The sequence below is a fragment of the Phormidium tenue FACHB-1052 genome (genome assembly GCF_014696675.1).
GTDB lineage: Bacteria > Cyanobacteriota > Cyanobacteriia > Phormidesmidales > Phormidesmidaceae > Nodosilinea > Nodosilinea tenuis_A.
Genome location: NZ_JACJQN010000031.1, coordinates 1 through 19,133, shown reverse-complemented (window position 1 = coordinate 19,133; position 19,133 = coordinate 1). Strand labels below are relative to the sequence as shown.

At 55.5% G+C, this 19,133-nt stretch carries 22 protein-coding genes; 13 read left to right on the top strand and 9 right to left on the bottom strand.

The genetic code is table 11. The annotated features are described in order from the left end of the window. Positions 1-9 precede the first annotated feature (9 nt). From H6G07_RS25465 to H6G07_RS25455, 3 genes are read right to left on the bottom strand one after another with little or no spacing between them, the layout of a single operon-like run. Positions 10-309, bottom strand: coding sequence for a hypothetical protein (locus H6G07_RS25465; RefSeq protein ID WP_073611170.1), 300 nt, complete (start codon positions 307-309; stop codon positions 10-12). Then, complete coding sequence (locus tag H6G07_RS25460) at positions 306-743, bottom strand: hypothetical protein (protein WP_073611169.1); 438 nt, start codon at positions 741-743, stop codon at positions 306-308. Before H6G07_RS25460 ends, H6G07_RS25465 begins: the two co-directional genes overlap by 4 nt. Continuing rightward, positions 740-913, bottom strand: coding sequence for a ribbon-helix-helix protein, CopG family (locus tag H6G07_RS25455; RefSeq protein ID WP_073611168.1), 174 nt, complete (start codon positions 911-913; stop codon positions 740-742). Before H6G07_RS25455 ends, H6G07_RS25460 begins: the two co-directional genes overlap by 4 nt. 232 nt (positions 914-1,145) lie before the next feature. Between H6G07_RS25455 and H6G07_RS25450 the strand changes: the two genes are divergently transcribed. The 6 genes from H6G07_RS25450 (at position 1,146) to H6G07_RS25425 (ending at position 5,789) form a co-directional block, all read left to right on the top strand. Continuing rightward, a complete protein-coding gene (locus H6G07_RS25450) occupies positions 1,146-1,727 on the top strand; it encodes a hypothetical protein (RefSeq protein WP_073611167.1) in 582 nt (193 codons plus the stop codon). 63 nt (positions 1,728-1,790) lie between these two features. Continuing rightward, entirely contained in the window at positions 1,791-2,453 is a 663-nt protein-coding gene (locus H6G07_RS25445) for a hypothetical protein (protein WP_073611166.1), read from the top strand. Then, positions 2,437-3,705, top strand: coding sequence for a hypothetical protein (locus H6G07_RS25440; RefSeq protein WP_073611165.1), 1,269 nt, complete (start codon positions 2,437-2,439; stop codon positions 3,703-3,705). Before H6G07_RS25445 ends, H6G07_RS25440 begins: the two co-directional genes overlap by 17 nt. Continuing rightward, positions 3,705-4,253, top strand: coding sequence for a hypothetical protein (locus H6G07_RS25435; RefSeq protein ID WP_073611164.1), 549 nt, complete (start codon positions 3,705-3,707; stop codon positions 4,251-4,253). The genes H6G07_RS25440 and H6G07_RS25435 overlap by 1 nt, the downstream gene beginning before the upstream one ends. A 2-nt stretch (positions 4,254-4,255) precedes the next feature. Beyond that, positions 4,256-4,678, top strand: a complete 423-nt coding sequence (locus H6G07_RS25430) for a hypothetical protein (protein WP_073611163.1) — start codon at positions 4,256-4,258, stop codon at positions 4,676-4,678. Next, on the top strand, positions 4,662-5,789 hold the full coding sequence (locus H6G07_RS25425) for a peptidoglycan DD-metalloendopeptidase family protein (protein WP_139297220.1): 1,128 nt from the start codon (positions 4,662-4,664) through the stop codon (positions 5,787-5,789). The genes H6G07_RS25430 and H6G07_RS25425 overlap by 17 nt, the downstream gene beginning before the upstream one ends. Positions 5,790-5,983: 194 nt before the next feature. On the opposite strand, the gene H6G07_RS25420 is transcribed toward H6G07_RS25425, so the two are convergent. Continuing rightward, positions 5,984-6,151 (bottom strand): hypothetical protein, encoded by a 168-nt coding sequence (locus tag H6G07_RS25420; RefSeq protein ID WP_190740810.1) that lies wholly within the window; start codon positions 6,149-6,151, stop codon positions 5,984-5,986. 206 nt (positions 6,152-6,357) lie between these two features. Beyond that, positions 6,358-6,582, bottom strand: coding sequence for a hypothetical protein (locus tag H6G07_RS25415; RefSeq protein ID WP_073611161.1), 225 nt, complete (start codon positions 6,580-6,582; stop codon positions 6,358-6,360). Here H6G07_RS25415 and H6G07_RS25410 point away from each other — a divergent pair. Next, positions 6,581-6,790 carry a helix-turn-helix domain-containing protein gene (locus tag H6G07_RS25410; RefSeq protein ID WP_171973115.1) on the top strand — a complete coding sequence of 70 codons (210 nt, stop codon included), beginning with the start codon at positions 6,581-6,583 and terminating at the stop codon, positions 6,788-6,790. The genes H6G07_RS25415 and H6G07_RS25410 overlap by 2 nt on opposite strands. Before the next feature lie 307 nt (positions 6,791-7,097). On the opposite strand, the gene H6G07_RS25405 is transcribed toward H6G07_RS25410, so the two are convergent. From H6G07_RS25405 to mobF, 4 genes are all read right to left on the bottom strand, one after another. After that, a complete protein-coding gene (locus tag H6G07_RS25405; RefSeq protein ID WP_073611159.1) occupies positions 7,098-7,859 on the bottom strand; it encodes a hypothetical protein in 762 nt (253 codons plus the stop codon). Positions 7,860-7,882: 23 nt separating this feature from the next. Continuing rightward, positions 7,883-8,668: an alpha/beta hydrolase family protein gene (locus H6G07_RS25400; protein WP_073611181.1), complete on the bottom strand. Its 786-nt coding sequence runs from the start codon at positions 8,666-8,668 to the stop codon at positions 7,883-7,885. A gap of 10 nt (positions 8,669-8,678) precedes the next feature. Beyond that, positions 8,679-9,416, bottom strand: a complete 738-nt coding sequence (locus H6G07_RS25395) for a WbqC family protein (protein WP_073611158.1) — start codon at positions 9,414-9,416, stop codon at positions 8,679-8,681. A 642-nt stretch (positions 9,417-10,058) separates the two neighbouring features. Continuing rightward, entirely contained in the window at positions 10,059-13,520 is a 3,462-nt protein-coding gene (gene mobF / locus H6G07_RS25390; RefSeq protein WP_073611157.1) for a MobF family relaxase, read from the bottom strand. A gap of 376 nt (positions 13,521-13,896) precedes the next feature. On the opposite strand from mobF, the gene H6G07_RS25385 reads away from it, so the two are divergent. The 6 genes from H6G07_RS25385 to H6G07_RS25360 form a co-directional block, all read left to right on the top strand. Beyond that, positions 13,897-15,015 carry a ParM/StbA family protein gene (locus H6G07_RS25385; protein ID WP_073611156.1) on the top strand — a complete coding sequence of 373 codons (1,119 nt, stop codon included), beginning with the start codon at positions 13,897-13,899 and terminating at the stop codon, positions 15,013-15,015. Then, positions 15,012-15,428, top strand: a complete 417-nt coding sequence (locus tag H6G07_RS25380; RefSeq protein ID WP_073611155.1) for a hypothetical protein — start codon at positions 15,012-15,014, stop codon at positions 15,426-15,428. The genes H6G07_RS25385 and H6G07_RS25380 overlap by 4 nt, the downstream gene beginning before the upstream one ends. A gap of 100 nt (positions 15,429-15,528) precedes the next feature. Then, positions 15,529-16,272 carry a response regulator transcription factor gene (locus H6G07_RS25375; RefSeq protein ID WP_073611154.1) on the top strand — a complete coding sequence of 248 codons (744 nt, stop codon included), beginning with the start codon at positions 15,529-15,531 and terminating at the stop codon, positions 16,270-16,272. Beyond that, positions 16,259-17,278 (top strand): sensor histidine kinase, encoded by a 1,020-nt coding sequence (locus H6G07_RS25370; RefSeq protein WP_073611153.1) that lies wholly within the window; start codon positions 16,259-16,261, stop codon positions 17,276-17,278. The genes H6G07_RS25375 and H6G07_RS25370 overlap by 14 nt, the downstream gene beginning before the upstream one ends. A 109-nt stretch (positions 17,279-17,387) precedes the next feature. Next, positions 17,388-17,999 carry a Uma2 family endonuclease gene (locus H6G07_RS25365; RefSeq protein ID WP_073611152.1) on the top strand — a complete coding sequence of 204 codons (612 nt, stop codon included), beginning with the start codon at positions 17,388-17,390 and terminating at the stop codon, positions 17,997-17,999. A 618-nt stretch (positions 18,000-18,617) separates the two neighbouring features. Continuing rightward, on the top strand, positions 18,618-19,133 hold a 516-nt coding region (locus tag H6G07_RS25360), incomplete at its 3' end, for a trehalose-phosphatase (protein ID WP_199312445.1).

Below are 19,133 nucleotides of genomic sequence, written 5' to 3'. Positions count from 1 at the left end.
CGGTAGCTGCTAGGGCTCTAGACCAGCGTCGTGGAGCTGCTGTTCTAGTTGGGCTACTTGTTTGTGCAGGACATCGTGTTCTGCGTAGGCTTTACCCGGATCAGAAGTTTGTGGCGTGTAACTACTGACCTGTAAGGCTTTGAAGGCATTCAAGCGCAAAAAGTTTGATCCGTTCTGTTGAGCAGTCCCAACCGCCTCAGCCGCGCTGGTGATGCTCATCCGGTAAGAGCCTTCGGGCATCTGAAACCCAGCAATCGCCAACGGGCCGATCGCAACTGTAGCGCCCTTGGCTTTGTCTCCCTTGGTCATCCTGCCACCCGCTGCCACAGCCGGGCGATTTCGGCCAGCAGGGTCTGAATGTTTTGTGTGAAGGCCCGGTGCTCTGTGGTGTTGGCCTCACGGGCTGCCCGCATCTCTGCCCGGTCTGCTCTGGCTTCCTCCAACAGAGTATTGAAGCGCTGGGTGTGCTCCTCATGCAGTTGGTCAAAGCGTACCCGGTCAATACCCTGGTTATGGGCGTTGTCCTCAATCCGCACAGCCAGATCGGCTCTAGTAGAGCTGGTGGCCTCTTCGGTGTCTACCTGCACCTCCTCAATACGGCTGCCCCATGCCTCAATGGCGCGGGCATTGCTGTCGGAGATCTGCCGCGTGCTCTCTACTAGCTGCCGTGTCTCTACTAGCTGCCGAGCATTTTCGGCCAGGATGGCTTCTATTTGGGCTAGGCGATCACTGCTCTGGGTCATTTCAACTTTCCTTCTGCCTTGGCATTAGCCACAAGCTCTTTCAGCAAAATCTCTATAAAGTTGCTCACGCTACGACTTTCCAGCTCTGCAAGCTTCTCGACATCTGCTTTCAGTTCTTGGTCTACATAGACCCCTAGCTTGGCCTTATTAGTCGGCATTGTGGCAGTCATAGCGGTTTTAACCCCTCCATTTTGAACGGTTGCATCAAATTTACCTCAAGTATCCTGTATAGGGTAAAAGTATTCTACTATAGAATACTTTATGCTACCATCTGACCAAGCTCGAAACGGCTGCACCAAACTCAAAACGGCATAGGTACAGGGCTAGACCTAATTGGCTCACTGTTTGCTGTGCCATGCCGCGCCAAACCCGTACCGGTAACGGACTAAAGGACTTTTAGCTATGACCGAATCCATAAGCCTTCATTCGTTCTGCAAAGAGAACGGCAACCTGCCTAAAACCTCCGTGCGCCGCTGGTTGAATGACAACGGCTACAGCACCAGCAACGGACTTAGCCCCGCTGCTGTAGAAGCTGCGATCGCGCAGTTCTGCCCCCCTGCGGCCCATCCCGAACCCACTGTTGGGGGCCTAACAATCCACGCTGGCAACCACTGCACCAGCATCGACTTGCCCAATTACCAAGGCATGACCGTAGACCTAGCCCAGTTTCGGGACTCTGAAGCGCTGGTGATTGACGACCCCTTAGCCGTAGCCGAGCAGTTTTTGCAGACTGCCGATCTGATTCAAGGGGCACTTGCCGATGACATCGCCGCCCGTGAGCAACGCCTACAAGCCACCAAACAAGCCCAAAGCAAGATCGCCGCTAAGGCCCAAGATCTAGCCCTAGAGCAGCGCCTCTACCGCTTGCAGACTAGCCAGATTGATGCTGCTCAAACAGACGAAACCAAATCCCTAGCCGATGCTCTAGCGCAGCTACAAAGCCTGGGAAAGCCCGCCGAGCCCGATACCGCTGCTGCTGGTTAGGGGGTTTAGCCCTGATAACCGCCGTTTTCATCCTGTTAACGCCGTAACTCTGGTTATAACGCCATGGAAGCTAAATTCACTCCCCCTGCCGTCCCCCTCGAATACCGTCGCGAGGTCGTTGGCGGTGCATCGCCTATCCAAAACATCTACCTAACTCCCGTTCCCTGGTGGCAAAACCGTCGTTACTGGGCTGCCGGTGGCATTGCAGTGGCGGCCCTCTCCGGCATTGCCTTCGCCTTCGCTCAGTCGGGCCGTACTGGCGACGAGGGCACCTATCAAAGTGAACTACCCGCCCCTAACTACGAGAACGTGCTGGCAGCAGCTCAAGACCGGCTCTCGGGCAACTACGAAGACAGCCGTTTGGTGTTGGCCGACGTCGGTCGGTCGGTGCTCAACAATGAGGCCTATCGCTATCGCCAGCAGGCAGAACAAGACGTTCTAAAGCCCACTGACCCCTGCTACCAGCAGCAGCTCATTTGCCCCCTCAACCGTTACCAGCGCGATGCCCAGGTGATGTTGGATGCCGCCAAGGGCGATCGCGATTGGCGACAGGCTAATGCGGCGCTCTTCCGAGTCGAGGCCGTGGAGGTGGCTCGGTCGATGGCGGCGCTGCCCCAAGATCCGCCAACCAACCTGGCGGTGGTGGCGATTGAGAACCTGGTGCAGTACCACGACCGCCAACACTCTTTGTCTGAAGAGGTGCAGGCCCATGAAGTTAGAGACTAACCATCTGCTCTATGGCTCCATTGGGGCCGCTGCTCTAGGGTTGTTCTGTGGGCTACAACGGCCTGCCAGCAACCTTACTCCCGCTGACCTGGAGGCCTTTGCCAATGGGGCTCAGATTCGCTACGAGAAAACCTATCCCTATCTGCCTGCGGCGATTGCCTTTGGAGCTGTGGCCGTCGGCTGTGGGGTGGCTTGGGCCTTGGGAGGAGAGCAGCCCAAGGTGGCGATCGCAGGCCCCCAGATCGCGCCAGAACCCCAGAGCTGGAATGGGCAGGTGCCTTTCGCTGGAGCGACTGAGTCATTCAGGGTGGGCAACCCTGCCGCTATCCTCGCGGCTCGTATGCGGCCTACCTTAATCTCGGCTAACCCTCGGGTTGGCAAGGGGTTGACGGTGGCTCACGCCTACCGGCAGGCCCAGGTGAAACAGGGCGCGGTGGTGTGGGTGATTCAGCCCAAGTACCACCCCAAGGAGCACGCCTATTGGGAGCAGGCTGACAACGTGCTCGGGTTCATGGCTGACTCGTTGGAATCCAAGGAGGATATCGACGACATCTGCGACCAGATGCAGAAATTCATCTTTGCCTGGCGGCAGCTGCCCCAGCGGCCCAAGGTGCTGATCATCGACGAGCTGGCGATGATGAAGACGGCTTTCAAGACCTGGTACGAGGGGTTCTTAAAATCGCAGCTGACGATGGAGCTGTCGTCGGGGGAGACGGACGACCGGGCGCTGTGGGCGATTACTCAGTCGTCGCTGGTGGGCGATATCGGGGTCAGCGGCGGCATGAGAGCCACGTTTGACTTGCTTACGATTCAAACTCCCAGCAGCCAGAGCCATCTGGAGAGCCTGCGGAAGTCGGACACCAGCATTCCGCCAATCGAGGATGAGGTGGTTTTTGAGCGTTCGTTCTCGCCCAAGCAGGCTGCTTTTTACCACTCAGAAATCAAGGAATGGCTGCCGATGGTGGCCTATGAAGTGCCGAAACCGAGTTACGCCCCTGCAACGGCAGGGGCAACGGACGGAAACGAAGACGGAGTAAGGCTTTCACCTCTGGGTGAAACGAAAGTTTCCAAGTTTCCAGACCCCTCTTTAGCCCCGGATCTGCCCCTGATCATCGCGGTAACCAACGCGTTAGCCCAGGGCATGCCCCGCTCCCAAGTCATCAAAGAGGTGTTGGGTTGCACCGGCAAGAAGTACCAGGAGGGCTCCGATTTGTTCGACCGCATCAAATCCATCATTGAGGAAAATTCCTAATGGCTAGCTCTAAGAACAATCAACTTGCTAACGGCAACAACGGCCCTGAGATCATCGACGGGCAAATCATCGACATCACGCCTCAGCTCAGTTCGCCGGGGCGGGGCAGCGGCGTCCAGCTCGCGCCGCGCAATGCCATGCGCTCTAACGTGCAGGATGGCGGCTGGTTCGATGCCACCAGCGGCAAGCGCAAGCCGATCTTTGTTATCACGCCTAGCACGGATCCCTGGAGCGTGTTTCCAGTTCTTCGCGCTGCTCTGAGCTGTTTTAAGAACCATCCCCTGCAAACCATGGGTGGAGCTTTCATTTCGGTGTGGGGCGGGCTGTTTGTGCTCTCAGCGGGGCTGAATGTCCTACAGGGTTCGGCGGTCAAAGCCGGGGGCGACATCTGGAACCCGGTGGTGGCGGGGACCAATTTCGGGGCGATGTTGGTGGTGCCGACTCAGAGCATCGCGGGCAGTGCTCACAAGGTCTTGACCGGGGAAGAGCGAGTGGGACAGCCCATCGAAACACGTCCCTATACCCGCGCTGTGAAGGTCGGGGAGTAGCGATGCTGTTCTGGCGGATCAGAACCCGGTACCTGCTGGCCCTGGCGGCGTTGTTCGTCGGGGCTGCGTTTTTAGACCTCAAGCAGCCGGGCCGGGGGCAGTTCTACAACCCGGTCTATGGAGTGAGGTCGTGGGTCAACACTCATCAGCCTGCGGCGTGGCAGCTAGTGAACAGGGTGCAGGGTAACGATGCTCGTCTACAAGCCTGCGTGGCGGTGGCCCCTGACCCGGTTGCCCTCGATGCGACGAAAGCTGAGCTGCGCAAGGCGTTGGTGGGGGAGTCGGAATCTGTGGCCCTGGAGTGGTTGGGGCAACCTGCCTGCGCTCTGGGTAACGGGATCTATCGCTGGGCCTTGGACAACGGCCTGGCCCTTGATGTGACGGTGACGGAGGGGGAGGTGACTCACAGTGAACTCAACCGTTAAGGACTATAAGCCCCACTGGTCGGAGCTGCCGCCGACCTGGCGTTACGTCATCGGCACGGCGATGCAGGCGGGCGAGCTGGTGCTCAAGCTGGGCTGCGTGGGGGCGATCGTCACCTCAGCCTGGGTGATGGTCGATCAGGAGACGAATGAAACCTGGGGGGCGCGGTTCCGGAAAGTCAGCGCCGTGGCTGAGGCGGTGGCTGGTTTTTACGACGATGACTTCAAAGCCCTGATCAGCAAGGGCGATGTGATCGCGGGCTATACGGTCAACTCGGGCTTTGGAATGCGGATGCACCCGATCCACCAGGAGATGCGGATGCACTCGGGTATTGACCTGCCGACGCCTGAGGGGGTGCAGGTTCATGCGATCGGCTATGCGGGGGATCGGGTGTCGGTGCGCTGCTGGAGCGACCCCAAGGGCTATGGCACGGTGGCGGATATGACCAGTTCGGCGTTCCCTGAGATCACCTTTAGGGCGGCTCACCTGTCTCACTGCAAAGGGGGTGAGCATCGGGCCGGGGCGGTGGTGGCCAAGACGGGCAACACGGGCGGCAGCACGGGCGCTCACCTGCACTGGGAGCAGCTGCAAGGGGGCGTGGCCCAGGCTCCGCAGAAGGGTTACTTGGTCTGGGCGCTGAATGGCCGCAAGCCCCATGAGCGGGTGGGGGATACGATTGCGCTCTACCGGGCAATTGTTGCCAAGGAGTCGGGCGGTGACCACACCGCCGTCAACCCTGACACCGGGGCGCTGGGCCTGGGGCAGGTGATGCCGCAGAATCTCAACTGTTCCTGGGACGGCAAACCGAAGAGCAACTGCGGCTGGGATCACGATGTGTTGGGCCGCGATGTGTCGCCCCAAGAGTTTTTGCAGAACCCTGAGATTCAGCAGCAGATCGTGGGGGCCAAGCTGGAGAGTGCGCTTCAGCGGCAGATTCAGGCGGGCCACGATATGAACACGGCGGTGAAGCGGGTGGCGGCGGAGTGGTATTCAGGCAATCCTGAGCTGGCTCACGATACGCGCCCCCAGGCGGGCTATGAGTCGATTAAGAGCTATGCCGACAGCGCGGCGGAGAAGTTTCACCGGCTAAGGCAGCAGAACTTGGAGAAGTAAACCCTTGGCAGTGGGGGCGATAGCAGGGGTAAGCTGTCTAGCGTAAATAGAATTTCACCTCTGCCCCTGGCGATTGCTGGGGGCATTTTGTTGGTTATTGCCGCCGCCACCACCCCTTACAACCCATCAAAGGGGCCTTGGCCGGTAGGGCAGGGGCAGAGAGTCTATTGCGATCAGTCTGCCCCCGAAAATCGCTAAAACGCCTGGTGGGTAAAGTTTAGGGGCATTTCACCCCGCCAGGGATGGCGTAGTGTCTGAACGGTTCGGAAGCGTAGCCCTCCTAGGGCGTAGCTACCCTCGCGGCTAGGGCGGCTGCGCCGTTTGACGCTCGGTGTCGCCCCATGACGTCTAATGACGTCCAAGGAGGCAGAGGCAGAGAGCCCTGGCGGTTAAGTGGCGGTAACTGGCGGTAAGTGGCGTCACACCGACCCAAAACAAAGCCCCCACTGGCATCGGTGCCTGTAGGGGCTATACCAAGTTGTGTCTCTACCGCCGTCGGTAGCGCTCTCGTCCACTAGGATGCCCCGATCTCAGGGTGCGATCGCGGGGAGGGATGCGATCGGGTGCCCTATCCCCTGCCGCTGCGCACCTGGCCCTGGCCAATCTGATCGAGGGTGCGATCGGTGCCCAAAGGCTGCTGCCATCCGACCGGTGTGGTGGAGCCAGCTAGGCCGGAGGCTTTTGTTTCGCCCTGGGGTAGAGACTGTTGCGTAGAGTGTATGGCGTACTGTGAATGGCGCTCTAACCAGATGAAGGCCAACTCACAGACAGCGATGTTAATGAACAGCTCCATGAAATTTTCCACTGCTTTCCGCGAAGCCATGTTCCGCTATGAGCTACGGGGCTCTGACTTGGCCAAACGAAGCGGCGTCACTAATGCGCAGATTAGCAGGTTCAAGTCCGGGCAAAATATCAATGTCGACACCATGGAGAAATTGCTGGATGTCATGCCCCAGGAGGCCCGTGAGTACATGTTGACGCTCGTGGCCCAGGGAGAGTAGCAGTTTTCGATTGGTTGCGCCGGGAGACAACTACTCCATCCACAAGCCTTCAGCAGGTTAAGGCCATTGAGCACTCAGCTTGATCGGTAGTCACCTCAGCTACCTCCCAGAAGTGTTATTCTGCCCATTTTAAAGTCGATATTTCAGCAAATAGATTGATTTTAGGCGGTTTAACGTCGTTACTTGTGGGCCTCCCGGCTTTTCCGGAAATCATTAGACGCCCCTGAGTACGTGAAAGTCCCTCGCCCTATCTCCGACACCTCGACTGAACTACTCTGCCAAGCCACCTGATTGAATAAAGTCGAGCTTAGATGTTCTTTCTAAGATTACGGATGAGACTAATTTGCTTACCATCCATTCTTAATCCATCCTTAATCGGAATCGCTGAGTTCCAAGTCGTTTCATAATATGAGCGAAAAACTCGGCATAGCTCTTGATTACGAATTGCGCACAATGGCGAGTAAGGTGATGAGGCAAAGAATAATACTTCTTCATCATCTACAATAACGAATTGCAATCGTGGAATGGAACTGTTCTCCTTAAAATATCTACATGAGTATCCCGACTTATTTTCTTTCAACCTTCTTTCAAGTTTATCTATTCGCCGTGAATCATTAAACATAAATATTTCACGGTAAGCAATTCTATCTGATGCTTCAGCAATGCATTTATCCATATACGCATGTGCTACCTGTCGACTGCTTGCTGAAAAGCCTTCACTTATTTTAGCTTTCCATGAGAGATCACATATCGAATTTTTCGCCTCGAGCATTCGTTTCGCCAGGTAAGTTTCAAGTTCTACAGAATCACTAAAAACACGAAAGTCTGTCACATTCACTTCTTCACTGATGCGCTGAAGTAACGAAAGCGTATTTCCGTGAAAATCTTGTTGTAGGAAGTAGGCGACGATTAGATGGAGTGCTATTGTACTTAACAAGAACAGCGTAATAAATGGATAATTAGTATTTTGCTCTCCAAACTTAAAGAAGTCGACGATGGTGAGACTAATTGAAATTAGTGCAATTATTGCAAGTATGCCCAGATCCAATGAGCGCAGAAGCTTATTCATAGGAAACTCAATCTAGCTGCCATTCAATTATTAGGCATCACAAAGCCATTATGAAACCAGCTAATAAATAAACTTGCCATTTTTTCCCATGCTCCCTCTTCAGAATAATTATGTCCTACATTTGGGAAAACCTCTAAATGCTTTTCCCCCTGTAAAGTTGCAAGTAAAAACTTGCTTTGATGGAAGGGAACAATCTCATCATTATTTCCATGTGAAATGAGTGTTTTCGAATGAATTTTCTGTGTGCATGAATATACGTTATGTCGTAAAGCATCCTGAAGAACTTCGATGTCATAACCTAACTCGGAAGAGAAGCCATCTTTTATCCACTTGTCTAGTTCACCTACACTACACTCGTTGGCATAAGCGTCAGCTAAGAAGCTTGCAGGAGACTTAAGTCCAACCAGCTTAGCTTGATTGACAATATCGGGCTGTAGGAGTGCCACAGTCGCTCCAAAACTTGCTGCAAAAATCCCTATTCGCTCTGTATCAACCCATCCTTGAGAACGAGCTAAAGTAAATGCTGCTTTGAAGTTGTCTATGCCACGAGAAACAGTAAGCTTTGATCTTTCACCCTCACTGTAACCAAGCCCCTCAAAATCAAACAAAAAAGAAGCAATACCATAACTGCAAAGACGTGGAGGCATGTTTGCCCAACTCAAGCTTTTTGTTCCTTTCGGCCCATCACCAGTAAGCATAATAACTAAAGGTAAATTCCAACTAGGTGAGGATGGTAAGACAAATCGACCTCGAAGAAGAACGTTTGAAGTAGCACTCGTAAACTCAACGTGTTGAACTGTAGGTTCCATGAAAATATCCTCATTCTTCAAAGGGTTGGGGAGTAAAAATTGAGCTAGTGATTAGCTCATAAGTTTGATCACTTCCAACGTTTAATAGACTGTCAATTATAGAAAGTCCAGGCTGAAAAGGGACAAGTCTTCTTCGTGTCTGTTGATATATGGGATGACTAGCCATATAGTCTTGAACAAAAACACGAATGCCAGACGATCTAACCTGTTGCCAGTTATGAATATCTATACTACTGCCGCCTCCAATAACAATCTCAGAAGCATTTACCTGTTGACATAAAGCCACTATTCTTGCAGTAGCATCTTCAGGTTTTGCAAAAGAACTTGAATAGAAGATTTGAGGCTTAGGGATTTTCAGATGACCAAGTAAGCTCAAAATGATATCAATGTTCACCTTTACCAGACTACTTTTGGCACAAATAGAACTCAACAAGATTTGTGTGATCGGTTCGATTTCTGCTTCAAATTTGAGTGCCTTCGCATAGGAATGAGCAATAGTTGCGACAAGTGCAGAACGGAAGGAGTCATCTCGAACTATGACATCGCAGCATTTCACTCGAAAATTCTCTCCTACAGGAAGCCCCAGCCATTGAATCTCACCATGCATATTAACAATTCTCGTTCTGTCATAATAATGGCGTTTTCTAAAATTAACATCATCCAAAATGATAAATGCATCAGAAAATGCCAACTTACTGAAGTATCCTAACCACGGCAAGAAATATGGTTGATGAACAACTACTCTCATACACTCTATGAAGATTCAACATTTTTCGAACAAAAGTCTACGTAAAAACATTGCTGCTAATTTACTCTACAGTTCCCTCTGAATAAACTAGTTGTAAGATTCTGATAAACAACTTTATGACATCCTCCCCAACACTAATTTGAGTAAGTTAATGACAATGTTGAGCCATGACCACCGCTTAGCCAGCGTCGTCGGGCTAAGCGGTGGTCAGCTCCAACGAAGAGTTGGCGTGCTTGGTAATTGGTAAGTAGCCTTAGTGTTCCCAGCTAGTAACATTTATACCAGCAATAGTCCGGACATTTTTTTGGGCAAGCGCTGAAACCCTTGATGGTAGCCCTAAAAAGGTAAGGATGGTTGTAATCCTTTTTCTAAAAGGGTTTCGATCAATGAAGCTAGCTTCTGAATGCCAAAGTATCCTGGTTATTCACAGGATTTCAACCCACAATCCACGGGAGAATAAGTATTCCAGCCCTCAATGAGTATATATACTTAGCGCCTTCGAGAAGGCTGTAAAACTTGATATTCCTTGCTGAATATAGGATTCAGCCATCCTTACCTATGGGGTACTACCTTCCGGTCACCCTCTTAGAACCGCTTTTTAGGAAAAAAGGGGACGGCCAAGACAGGGGAGCAAGCTTCGCCCTAGCGTTCCATTTCGACCTGGCGGGAGCGCTGGGGAGCCTGCGTCGCCTGATGCAGCAGCCGATGGGCCTTTTGGAGCTGGCCAACATCTTCTACCGTGAGGCCCTGGGCCAGCTGCGGTTGCCAGGCCCCCTGGGGCCGCTGAAGGCGGAGTAGCTCGCCGCGACCATCCTGGGCGACCAGGGAGATCGTATCGGTTGCTTGGCAAAACGACAGCATGTAGTGTCGGCCCTTGAGCACCCAGGTTTCAGGCCCGGTTTGCTCCATTTGGCCAGCCCTCCTGGCTAGGGTCAGGATACCTCTCACCTCCGGCACCAGGCGTTCAGCCCACATCATCTGCTCGGCGCTGATCCGCTCCCGCTGCTCCCGCTGCTCCCGCTGCTGGCGTCGTCGTTCAAGGTCGCGAGCGAGTTCATGAGCAAGGCGAGCGATCGCTCCTGCCCATCGAGATTGCTGCTCACCCGCTGACTTAACTCGTTCAGCTGTGTCACTAAGGCCGATAAGAGTACCTGCAATTGCTTGGAACTGTCGCTGCTGCTGCCAGTCTCTAGCCCCTTCAGCAATGCGTTCAAGGTCTGCTGGAGGTGGCTGTGGTCGGTGGTCATCTGCCTCAGCACCTGATCCGATTGGGCCTGGTGGCGCACTAAGGTCTCGATCTGAGAGCGCAGTTGGGCGTTGTCCTGCTGGAGCCCCGCAATCTGCTGCTGGAGCGGTAGCAAGGCCTGCTGCAACGCGCTCACCAGCGCGTCGGCCAAGATCCCTGGCGGCATCTCGATCGCCCACTGCTGAGGGGGCGGCGGCGGGGGTACTTTCCGAGGTCTGGGCATGGGTATTCACCAAATTAAAGAGCGGGACATAGTCGCTGACGTTCTCCTTGGCGGAGGATCGCTGCGCTTGGCGCAGCAGCTCATCTGAATCGGCGGTATAGAGCGAGAGCTGGTATTTGGCCCGTGATACGGCCACATAAAACGACTCCTGGCTGGTGGTGGCATCCATCAGCGCCATCACCCGGTCGGCGGTTTTGCCCTGGGCACTGTAGGTGGTGCTTACCAGGCTGTAATCGACATACTGCAAGCCGTTTAGATCCACCGAGTCATGGCGGCCATCGGGGTAGCGGATCTCGGCCTGGCCCTGGGCATCGATGGCGGTCAGGGTAAAGGCCTGCCCGTTGCGGAGGTTTTGTGTCCGGTCGTTGCGCGTCCAGCGCAGGCGATCGCCCACGGCAACGGGGATCGCCTGGCGGGTATAGACCGTCTTGTTGGGGCAAGCCGTTGGGTCAATCTCCAGCGTTTGACCAGCTTCACCGGCCAAGGTAAGTCGGTTGCGGCGGGCATCGACCTGGATCACCTGGTAGGGCTGCTGCTTCGCCAGGCCCTGGCGTTTGTAGGGCTGGTTCACGATGACGATGTCGTCGCTGGCGTAGTGGGCGGCATAGCCTGCCTGGGCCTGGGTCATGTCTTTTCGCCGCAAGGAGGCCAGGGTAAAGCCGTCGGCATTCAACTGGCCCTGGGCCTGAAGCCCTGTGCGAATTAGGGCGGTGAGGGCCAGGCGCTCTTGGTTGGTTCCGGCGAGCAGCAGGGTTTTGTCGCGCTCTGTCTCGCCCTGGGCTAGATAGTCGGTGGCCACCTGCTGGAGGCGTGCTATCGGGGATTTGATCGTTTGAATCGAGCCCGCCCCGACCAGGGTTTGAAAGGCGGCTTCCGTCTGGTCGGTGGCTAGCAGGTTAACCGCTTGCTTCAGGGCCGCTGTCTTCTGGCGTCGAGACTCATCAAGGAAGGCGGTTTGAATGCCCCCGGCCTGCAAGCTCTTGAACGGATTGCCCGCCTCCACTGCCGAGAGCTGGCGGGTATCGCCCACCAGAATGACGCGGGCCTGGCGCTCCACGGCCAGGCTCAGTAGCCCATGGGCATCTTTGGCGGAGAGCAGTCCGGCCTCGTCAATGACCCAGATTTCTCGCTGTCCAGGTGCTTGATCAGGTGCTGGAGCGTGCAGCAGGCTGGCCACGGTATCGGTCGGCAGCCCGGCTTCTTTGCCCAGCACGTTGGCCGCTTCGGCACTCGGGGCAAATCCTCGCACTGAAAAACCCTGAGCTTCTGCGCTCTGCTTGAAGGCCTGCAACACAAAGGTCTTGCCGCTGCCCGGCAAGCCCTGCCAGGCCAACATCTGATCGCTACTGGTCAGGGCCAGGGTGAGCGCCCGCTGCTGACCGGTGCTCAGGGTTGGCCACTGCGGCAACTGCTCCTGAAGTTCGGCCTCGCTCAGAATCGGTGCCCACTGATGCTGCCCCTGGTGCATGAGTTGAATGGTGTCTCGCTCTCGGTGCAGCGCTGCGGTGGTGGTGTACTTATCCTTGGTGGCCTCGACGGACAGCAGCTCGCCCTGGGCCGCAATCGCCTGAGACAGAGTGGCCAAGGGCATTTCACCCAGGGCATGTTCTAGGGCAAAGCGTTCTACCTTCCCCCGGCGAAAGACTGACTCTCGCTCTGAGGCGTGGGCGGTGCCCGCGCGGGCCATCTGGTCGGCCTGCTGGTGGGCGGCAGTGGATAGATCTCGCTCCTGGTGCGGCACCTCGGGCAGAGTAAGGTTCTGATCGCTAACCTGCTGCTGCCAGGCCGTCAGCAGCACCTCGCGGGGAACCGCTTGTTTTCGTTTGCGGGTGCGCAGGGTTGCCTGCTTTTTCTGGCTGGCATGGAGCGGGGTGCCCTGGGTTTCATCCAGGCTCTTCTGCCATTGCTGGAGGTAATTTTCAATCTGGCGGGTGCGGGTGGAGAAGGTGCCGAGCAGGGGCTGGCTGTAGTTGCTCAGCTCAAATTGCCCTTTGCCTTGGGGGTCGATGTCGTAGCCGCTCTGCCGCAGTTGGTAGGCCAGCTCGTTTTGATAGATCTCTCCCAGCAGGATCTGGTTGGCCAAAATCTCTTCGTTGCTGAGGCTGCGCCAGGTTCCATCGGGTAGCTGGGTAGTATTCATCACCACGCAGTGGCTGTGGAGCTGCGGGTCGAGTTCGCGGCTGCTGTCGTGCTGAAACACTGCCGCGACGATGTTGCCGGTCACTACCCGCTGCCGTCCTTCCGGGGTGCTGACGCGAGCCTGGGCAAAGCGCTCCTGTAAAACCTCTAGGGCGGTATCGACGGCCTGGTTATGAGCAGCAATCACTCGCGGATCGCCTTGCACCAACCCAGCGATGGAGACGCTCTTGGGGGCTGAGAAGGTGTAGTCGGTGGCGGCCCGGTGCCGGGTGGGATCAATGGCGCGGGCATGGAGGCATTCACCGTTGGGGGCGGTGCCATGGAGCAGGGCTTTGAAGTCCTCGGGCTTAACCTCGCCTTGGAGTCCGAGGGTGCTTGCGCCCTGGCCATACCAGCGAGCAGTTGAGCGAGCCGCGTCGGTACATGCGGTGTAGTAGTCGTCTTTTTCGTAGTAGGTTTCGGCCTGGGCAGCGGAGACCGAGCACATCGATAGCATGGGGCTGAACGTCCCTCAACCATTGGTTAGGTGGGGTTTAGGAGGTTTTATCTCGGTAGCGGTGGCATCGTGTCAGACCGTTGGAGAGCGTCCTCCTCCTGGGTGTAACCATCACCGTAAGAAAGGAATCTCGCAGAACCCGTGCACGGGCTGCACGGAGTCGGTGAAAGTTGGTCTCTATAGTCGGGACAGATCGCACGCCAATCACCGACGTCTGACGCCTCTACCCCAGACTGGTCATCTGGGGCTCACGTCTAACGCTGATTGCCCATTTCGCTGAAGAAACCATCTAACGACGTCTGACGCCTCTACCCCAGACTGGTCACATGGGGTTCGCGTCTAACGCTGATCGCCCATTTCGCTGGAGGAACCCTCGATGGCTACCCATCAACTCTTTATCGACCTTGGGATGTCGGGCACCAAGGCCTGTTTAACCGATGGCAATCGCTGCTACGGCTATGCCTGTCCACCTAAGGTGGCGGATTTGCCACCCTCGGAGCTGGAGGTGCTGCGTCACCAGGGCCAGGAGTACGGCGGTGGTCTAGGGGCTGGAGCCTATCTCCAGTGGAACAATCAGGCCTATGCCCTGGCTGATGATGCCGAGGGGCGTCCCAACAAATCTACGGCCACCCTGCGCAAGAGCACCCTGGCCCATCTCCGCAGCCTGGGTGCGGTGGGGGAAATGGCCCACACCCATCACCTAGAAACCCTGCATCTGGATATCGGCATCGCGCTGCCTTTTGAGGAGTACTTATCTGAGGCCGAGGAGTTAACCCAGCGGCTGCAAGAAACGGGTCGCTTTCTCTATCGCGGACAGGCCTACGATCTCCAGATCGATAGCGTTAAGGTGCTGCCGGAGGCGGCGGGGCTGGTGCTCTGGCGCAAGCAGCAGCACCTGGCGCAGCAGCAGCAGGCCAGCCGCCAAAACTATGTCGTGCTGATGATTGGCCATCGAGATTTGAGCTTTCTGGTGTTTCGCCAGGGCAAGCCCCCAACAGGGAAGCCCAGTGATTCTGAAAAGTTGGGCTATGTCGCTTTCCTTGAAGCGGTGGCTCAAACGCTCTGTGAACCGGAGAATCCCTACCTGGTGCAGGCGTTGTTAACCCAGCAGGAGGCGGTGCAGTTTCCCGATCAGCCGGGCAAGGTGTTTCCGCTGGCCCAGCGCAGGCAGGAGGCGGAGGCGTTTTACTGGGAGCAGGTGCGTCACCACCTGAGCGAGCATTTTGCCGCCCTCGATTTGACGGAGTATGAGGTGCTAATTGGTGGTGGTACAGCGGCCACCTTACTGCGGCCTCATCTGACGGACTACCTGGCGACGTTGCCCGGTGCGACGCCCAACTGGCTGCCCGATCTTGCTCAAGAAATGGCGTACCGGCTTCAGGAGGTCACCTCTGCAATCGACCAGGTGCGCTTTGCTGACTGCTATGGCGGGGTGAAGTGGTTGGCCACCAGGGCTTATGCCCACACCAAGGCGCTCCAGGAGGTGGGGGCATGAGCCGTCGGCAGCGGGTGATCTTGCGCCTGGATGTGGAAGTGGATTCGGATGCGGGGCGGCTCTTCACCTATCTGAAAACGAACCCGGCGATATCGCTGCGGGAAGCTGTGCTCAGGGCGCTGAAGGTGTTTTACCTACCCTGGGCGTTGGAACCAGAGCTGAGCCAGCCGGAGCTTCAGGCTCTGGCTCAAACCCTGTTGGAGGATATGCAGCTGCGCAGTCTACAGATCCAGAACCGGTTTTTGGCGATCTCTGGGGCCTCGCCGGTGCTCGTTATGGCTCAGGCTCCTGGGTCTCAGCCACTGTCTGCGGTGCCGAGGGCGGCGGAGTCGCTGTCGCCGGTGCGGGCTGACCCTGACCCGTTTATTGATGTCGATATGGATCTGGCGGCGGCGGGCCTGGATGATTTTTAGCCTCGTTCTGAGAACCGACTCGGCCACACCTCCGTCTCTAGTCTAGGTAAGGCACCGCTGGTACCGGCGGTGCTGACCATTCCTTACTCTGACGATTGCTATGGCCGTTGTACTGATCATTGAAGATGACGCGGATGTGGCCGATACCATTCAGGCCTGCATTCAGGCGGCGGGCTACACCAGCTACTGGGCCGAGACGGGCGAGCGGGGGCTGGAGCTATGCCAGCAGATCCAGCCCGATGTCATCGTTCTGGATTTGATGCTGCCTGGTATGAATGGCCTTGAAGTCTGTACCCGTGTCCGGCGGCTGGCACTGAGGCCAGAACCCTACATTTTGATGCTGACGGCGCGGCGGGGGAAGACCGATGAACTTTCGGGCCTTGCTACCGGGGCCGATGACTACATAACTAAGCCCTTTGACACCGATCTGTTAATCGCTCGGCTGCAAGCGCTGCTGCGGCGCGAGTTATACCATGAAGACCACGCGGTCGGGGCCGGTGCGGCGCTAATTCAGCATCAATATCTGCGGCTGCATCAGACCCACAGGCGTTGCAGCGTCCGGGCGTCGCTGACCGGCGATTGGGTTGACCTGGTGCTATCGGCGTTGGAGTTTGACCTGCTGGCGAAACTGGCCCAGCAGCCGGGTCAGGTTTATCCCAGGTCACAGCTATTGGACGATATCTGGGGTCTCGACCACCCTGGGGATGACCACAGTACGGTCGATTCTTGCATCTTTAGGCTGCGCAAAGAAATTCGCTCGAAACTACAGGTGCCGGAGGGGGTGAACCCGTTGGTCAAAACGGTAAGAAGGGTGGGATACAAGTTTGAAGATGCAATCGATTAGGCAGGCCTGGCGCTCTGCGCCGTTGCAGATGCAGCTGCTAACCTCCCACATTCTGACGTTGGGGCTCGGGGTGCTGATTGCACTGAGCCTTACAGCGATCTATCCCTCGCTTGCAGAGGGGGGATTAGAAGTCGGTCTGGCAGTGATCACGATGGCCGTCTTTCTGAGTCTGTCATCGGGGGAAATTGTTGTCAGGCCGCTCAAGGCGTTGCGGCAGGCGATGGCGGCGTTTATGGCGGGTGACTTGGAGGCACGAGCCCCCCTGAGCGATGTGCCGGAGCTGCGGCGGTTGGCAGTTGACTTTAACCGTTTGGCGATGAGTCTACAGACGGTGGAACAGCGGCGGCGACAGCGGCTGGCCGTGCTGATGCATGAGATCAACACGCCCCTGACGGTACTCAAGGGGGATTTGGAGTTGGCCCGCCAGGGGGCTCGGCCATTGACGCCTGACCTGTTGGGCAAGCAGCTGCGGCAAATCGAGCGGGTGAACCGCCTGGCGGAGGCGATTTCGGACTATTCAAAGCGGATGGATGACTATCTACCAACGCGCTGCCAGGTGTGTTCGCTGCCCGTCATCATCGGTGAGGTGGTGGAGCTGGTGTCGTCGCTGCCGGAGTCCCGAGGCCGAACGATACCGGTTCGATGTCCTGACGCTCTGCCTTCGGTGTGGGCTGATCCGGACCAGGTCTATGAGATTCTAGAAAACCTGCTGAGGAATGCAGTGCTGTACACGCCCCAGGGCAGCATCGCGGTCGAGGTTGAGGTGAAGCGTAATTTCGTCTGGACGGCGGTTGTCGATACTGGCCTGGGGATTACGGCGGCTGACCTCCAGGAGGTGTTTAAGCTGCACCAGCGTTCTGAGGCGGCGCAGCGGTGCAACCCAGGCGGCAAGGGGTTGGGGCTGACGATTGTGAAAGACCTAGTGGAGTTGCAGGGGGGTGCTGTTGCCGTGGAAAGCCAGCTGGGAGAGGGCAGCCGGTTTTCGTTTTCGTTGCCGGTGGCTTAGCGACCGGCCCTCGCACCATCCTTTCCAAAGGTTTTGCTGATTTCGCCGAGCGCTACACTGAAAGCACTCTATGTTGTTGCTTGCTACCTAGCTGGGGCTCTTCGTCACCATGACTCAAGCCATTGCGCCACCGCTCAGCTTTCTAGATTTTCTGGAGACAACGCCTGACGATGGCAATCGCTATGAATTGGTCAATGGGGAGCGAGTTCAGCTGATGGCGACCCGTGCCCATGACGACGTAGCCGATTTTATATACGACGCTTTTCGCGATCAGGTTGAGCGCGATCGCCTGAATTACAAGGTCTCGCGGTTTGCCTCGGTCAAAACCCGCCGCGATGATGGCCTGGTGCAGGGCCGCACTCCCGATGTCAGCGTGATTGACAAAGACGTTTGGGCAGCTGACCCCAAAGCCTATGCAGCCCTAGAGGAACCCATTCAGCTAGCGGTAGAGGTTAGCTCAACCAACTGGCGCGATGACTATCTCTATAAGCTGGCTGAGTACGAAGCCCTGGGGATCCTGGAATACTGGATTGTGGATTACCTGGCGGTAGGGGCTATCCGCTACATTGGCTCGCCCAAAACGCCGACGGTTTCGGTGTACACCCTGATCAATGGAGAATATCAGCTCCAGCAATTTCGCGGGGGCGATCTCATTTTTTCAATGACGTTCCCCGAGTTGGCCGTGACGGCGGCTGACATTTTCGAAGCGGCTGGCCTCTAATATCGTGATCGCCTCACTTCAGAGACCCACACCCAAGCAATTTCATTTTAATGACAGGCTCTAATCTTCAATAAGCCTGCTTGGTTTGGCATGGAATCGCGGAAAACCTTGCTATTCCAAATACTCTGTGCCAGTAGCACTGAAAAATGGACTGAATTTGGCCTGTGCTAGCTTGTGCTAGTTGTCTCAAAGCCTGATTTTGCCGTTCTATCTAGAAGTCGCATCCAAACCCCTCGAAGGGCTTGGATACTGTGTGTAGAAAGAGTTTCCACAGGATATGTAGTCGTGGAGGGGTTGCGGCGCGGGCAACTAGAAAGGGCCATTAGGCGGCTTGATCAGGTGCGTACTATAGTAAAAATGTGGCAAAGCTTTTTAGCTATCCACCCGGATCCGAATAATATATGGAAAGTTTCCAGAGATCTGGCGAATTGAGGCAGATATACCGAAACTTTCTGCCTATTCACACTGATAGGGGCAATATGTGGAAACTAACTCTCTAATAACATTGTTATGCGGCATATTTTACAGTCCTAGAACCTGTAGGTGGCGAAGGATTTGTTTACAGTGAGGATAGGGAGAGAGCTATGAAGTTATAATTAGAGCTTATAGATACGCAGTATGGCTATGCAACTTTTATCGTCGAATGTAAATTTAGATTCCTTTTTCGACAATCTTTCGCAAGCCCAAGAACGTATACTTTTGCTTGATTACGATGGAACTCTTGCTCCTTTCCATGTCGAACGAGATAAAGCATTTCCTTATCCTGGTGTTAAGGAGTTATTAGATGAGATTTGTCAAACTCAAACAACGCAGCTAATTATTATTAGTGGACGTGCAATCAAGGATCTGATCCCTCTCTTAAACTTAAACCCTTTGCCAGAAATCTTTGGTTCGCATGGTTGGGAGCATCTCACAAACAAAGGTAAATACACACTGGAGCTTTCCGATAGCCATCTAGAAAAAGTACTTGCTCAAGCTAGGCAGCATATCGAGGAGCTAGGTTTGACAGGGCTACTTGAACAGAAGCCTGTTAGCTTAGCTATTCATTGGCGAGGAAAAGATACTGAAACTATCAACTTTATACAAAGCCAAGTAAGACGAGTATGGGAGAACCTAGAAAGCATAGAGAATCTC

What these genes read in the sequence shown, in the direction of transcription:
- H6G07_RS25400 (WP_073611181.1), bottom strand. Translation starts at nt 8,668, where the DNA reads ATGGAACCTACAGTTCAACACGTTGAGTTTACGAGTGCTACTTCAAAC.
- H6G07_RS25435 (WP_073611164.1), top strand. Translation starts at nt 3,705, where the DNA reads ATGGCTAGCTCTAAGAACAATCAACTTGCTAACGGCAACAACGGCCCT.
- H6G07_RS25395 (WP_073611158.1), bottom strand. Translation starts at nt 9,416, where the DNA reads ATGAGAGTAGTTGTTCATCAACCATATTTCTTGCCGTGGTTAGGATAC.
- H6G07_RS25415 (WP_073611161.1), bottom strand. Translation starts at nt 6,582, where the DNA reads ATGGAGCTGTTCATTAACATCGCTGTCTGTGAGTTGGCCTTCATCTGG.
- H6G07_RS25445 (WP_073611166.1), top strand. Translation starts at nt 1,791, where the DNA reads ATGGAAGCTAAATTCACTCCCCCTGCCGTCCCCCTCGAATACCGTCGC.
- H6G07_RS25370 (WP_073611153.1), top strand. Translation starts at nt 16,259, where the DNA reads ATGCAATCGATTAGGCAGGCCTGGCGCTCTGCGCCGTTGCAGATGCAG.
- H6G07_RS25385 (WP_073611156.1), top strand. Translation starts at nt 13,897, where the DNA reads ATGGCTACCCATCAACTCTTTATCGACCTTGGGATGTCGGGCACCAAG.
- mobF (WP_073611157.1), bottom strand. Translation starts at nt 13,520, where the DNA reads ATGCTATCGATGTGCTCGGTCTCCGCTGCCCAGGCCGAAACCTACTAC.
- H6G07_RS25380 (WP_073611155.1), top strand. Translation starts at nt 15,012, where the DNA reads ATGAGCCGTCGGCAGCGGGTGATCTTGCGCCTGGATGTGGAAGTGGAT.
- H6G07_RS25465 (WP_073611170.1), bottom strand. Translation starts at nt 309, where the DNA reads ATGACCAAGGGAGACAAAGCCAAGGGCGCTACAGTTGCGATCGGCCCG.
- H6G07_RS25410 (WP_171973115.1), top strand. Translation starts at nt 6,581, where the DNA reads ATGAAATTTTCCACTGCTTTCCGCGAAGCCATGTTCCGCTATGAGCTA.
- H6G07_RS25440 (WP_073611165.1), top strand. Translation starts at nt 2,437, where the DNA reads ATGAAGTTAGAGACTAACCATCTGCTCTATGGCTCCATTGGGGCCGCT.
- H6G07_RS25460 (WP_073611169.1), bottom strand. Translation starts at nt 743, where the DNA reads ATGACCCAGAGCAGTGATCGCCTAGCCCAAATAGAAGCCATCCTGGCC.
- H6G07_RS25430 (WP_073611163.1), top strand. Translation starts at nt 4,256, where the DNA reads ATGCTGTTCTGGCGGATCAGAACCCGGTACCTGCTGGCCCTGGCGGCG.
- H6G07_RS25455 (WP_073611168.1), bottom strand. Translation starts at nt 913, where the DNA reads ATGACTGCCACAATGCCGACTAATAAGGCCAAGCTAGGGGTCTATGTA.
- H6G07_RS25365 (WP_073611152.1), top strand. Translation starts at nt 17,388, where the DNA reads ATGACTCAAGCCATTGCGCCACCGCTCAGCTTTCTAGATTTTCTGGAG.
- H6G07_RS25375 (WP_073611154.1), top strand. Translation starts at nt 15,529, where the DNA reads ATGGCCGTTGTACTGATCATTGAAGATGACGCGGATGTGGCCGATACC.
- H6G07_RS25450 (WP_073611167.1), top strand. Translation starts at nt 1,146, where the DNA reads ATGACCGAATCCATAAGCCTTCATTCGTTCTGCAAAGAGAACGGCAAC.
- H6G07_RS25405 (WP_073611159.1), bottom strand. Translation starts at nt 7,859, where the DNA reads ATGAATAAGCTTCTGCGCTCATTGGATCTGGGCATACTTGCAATAATT.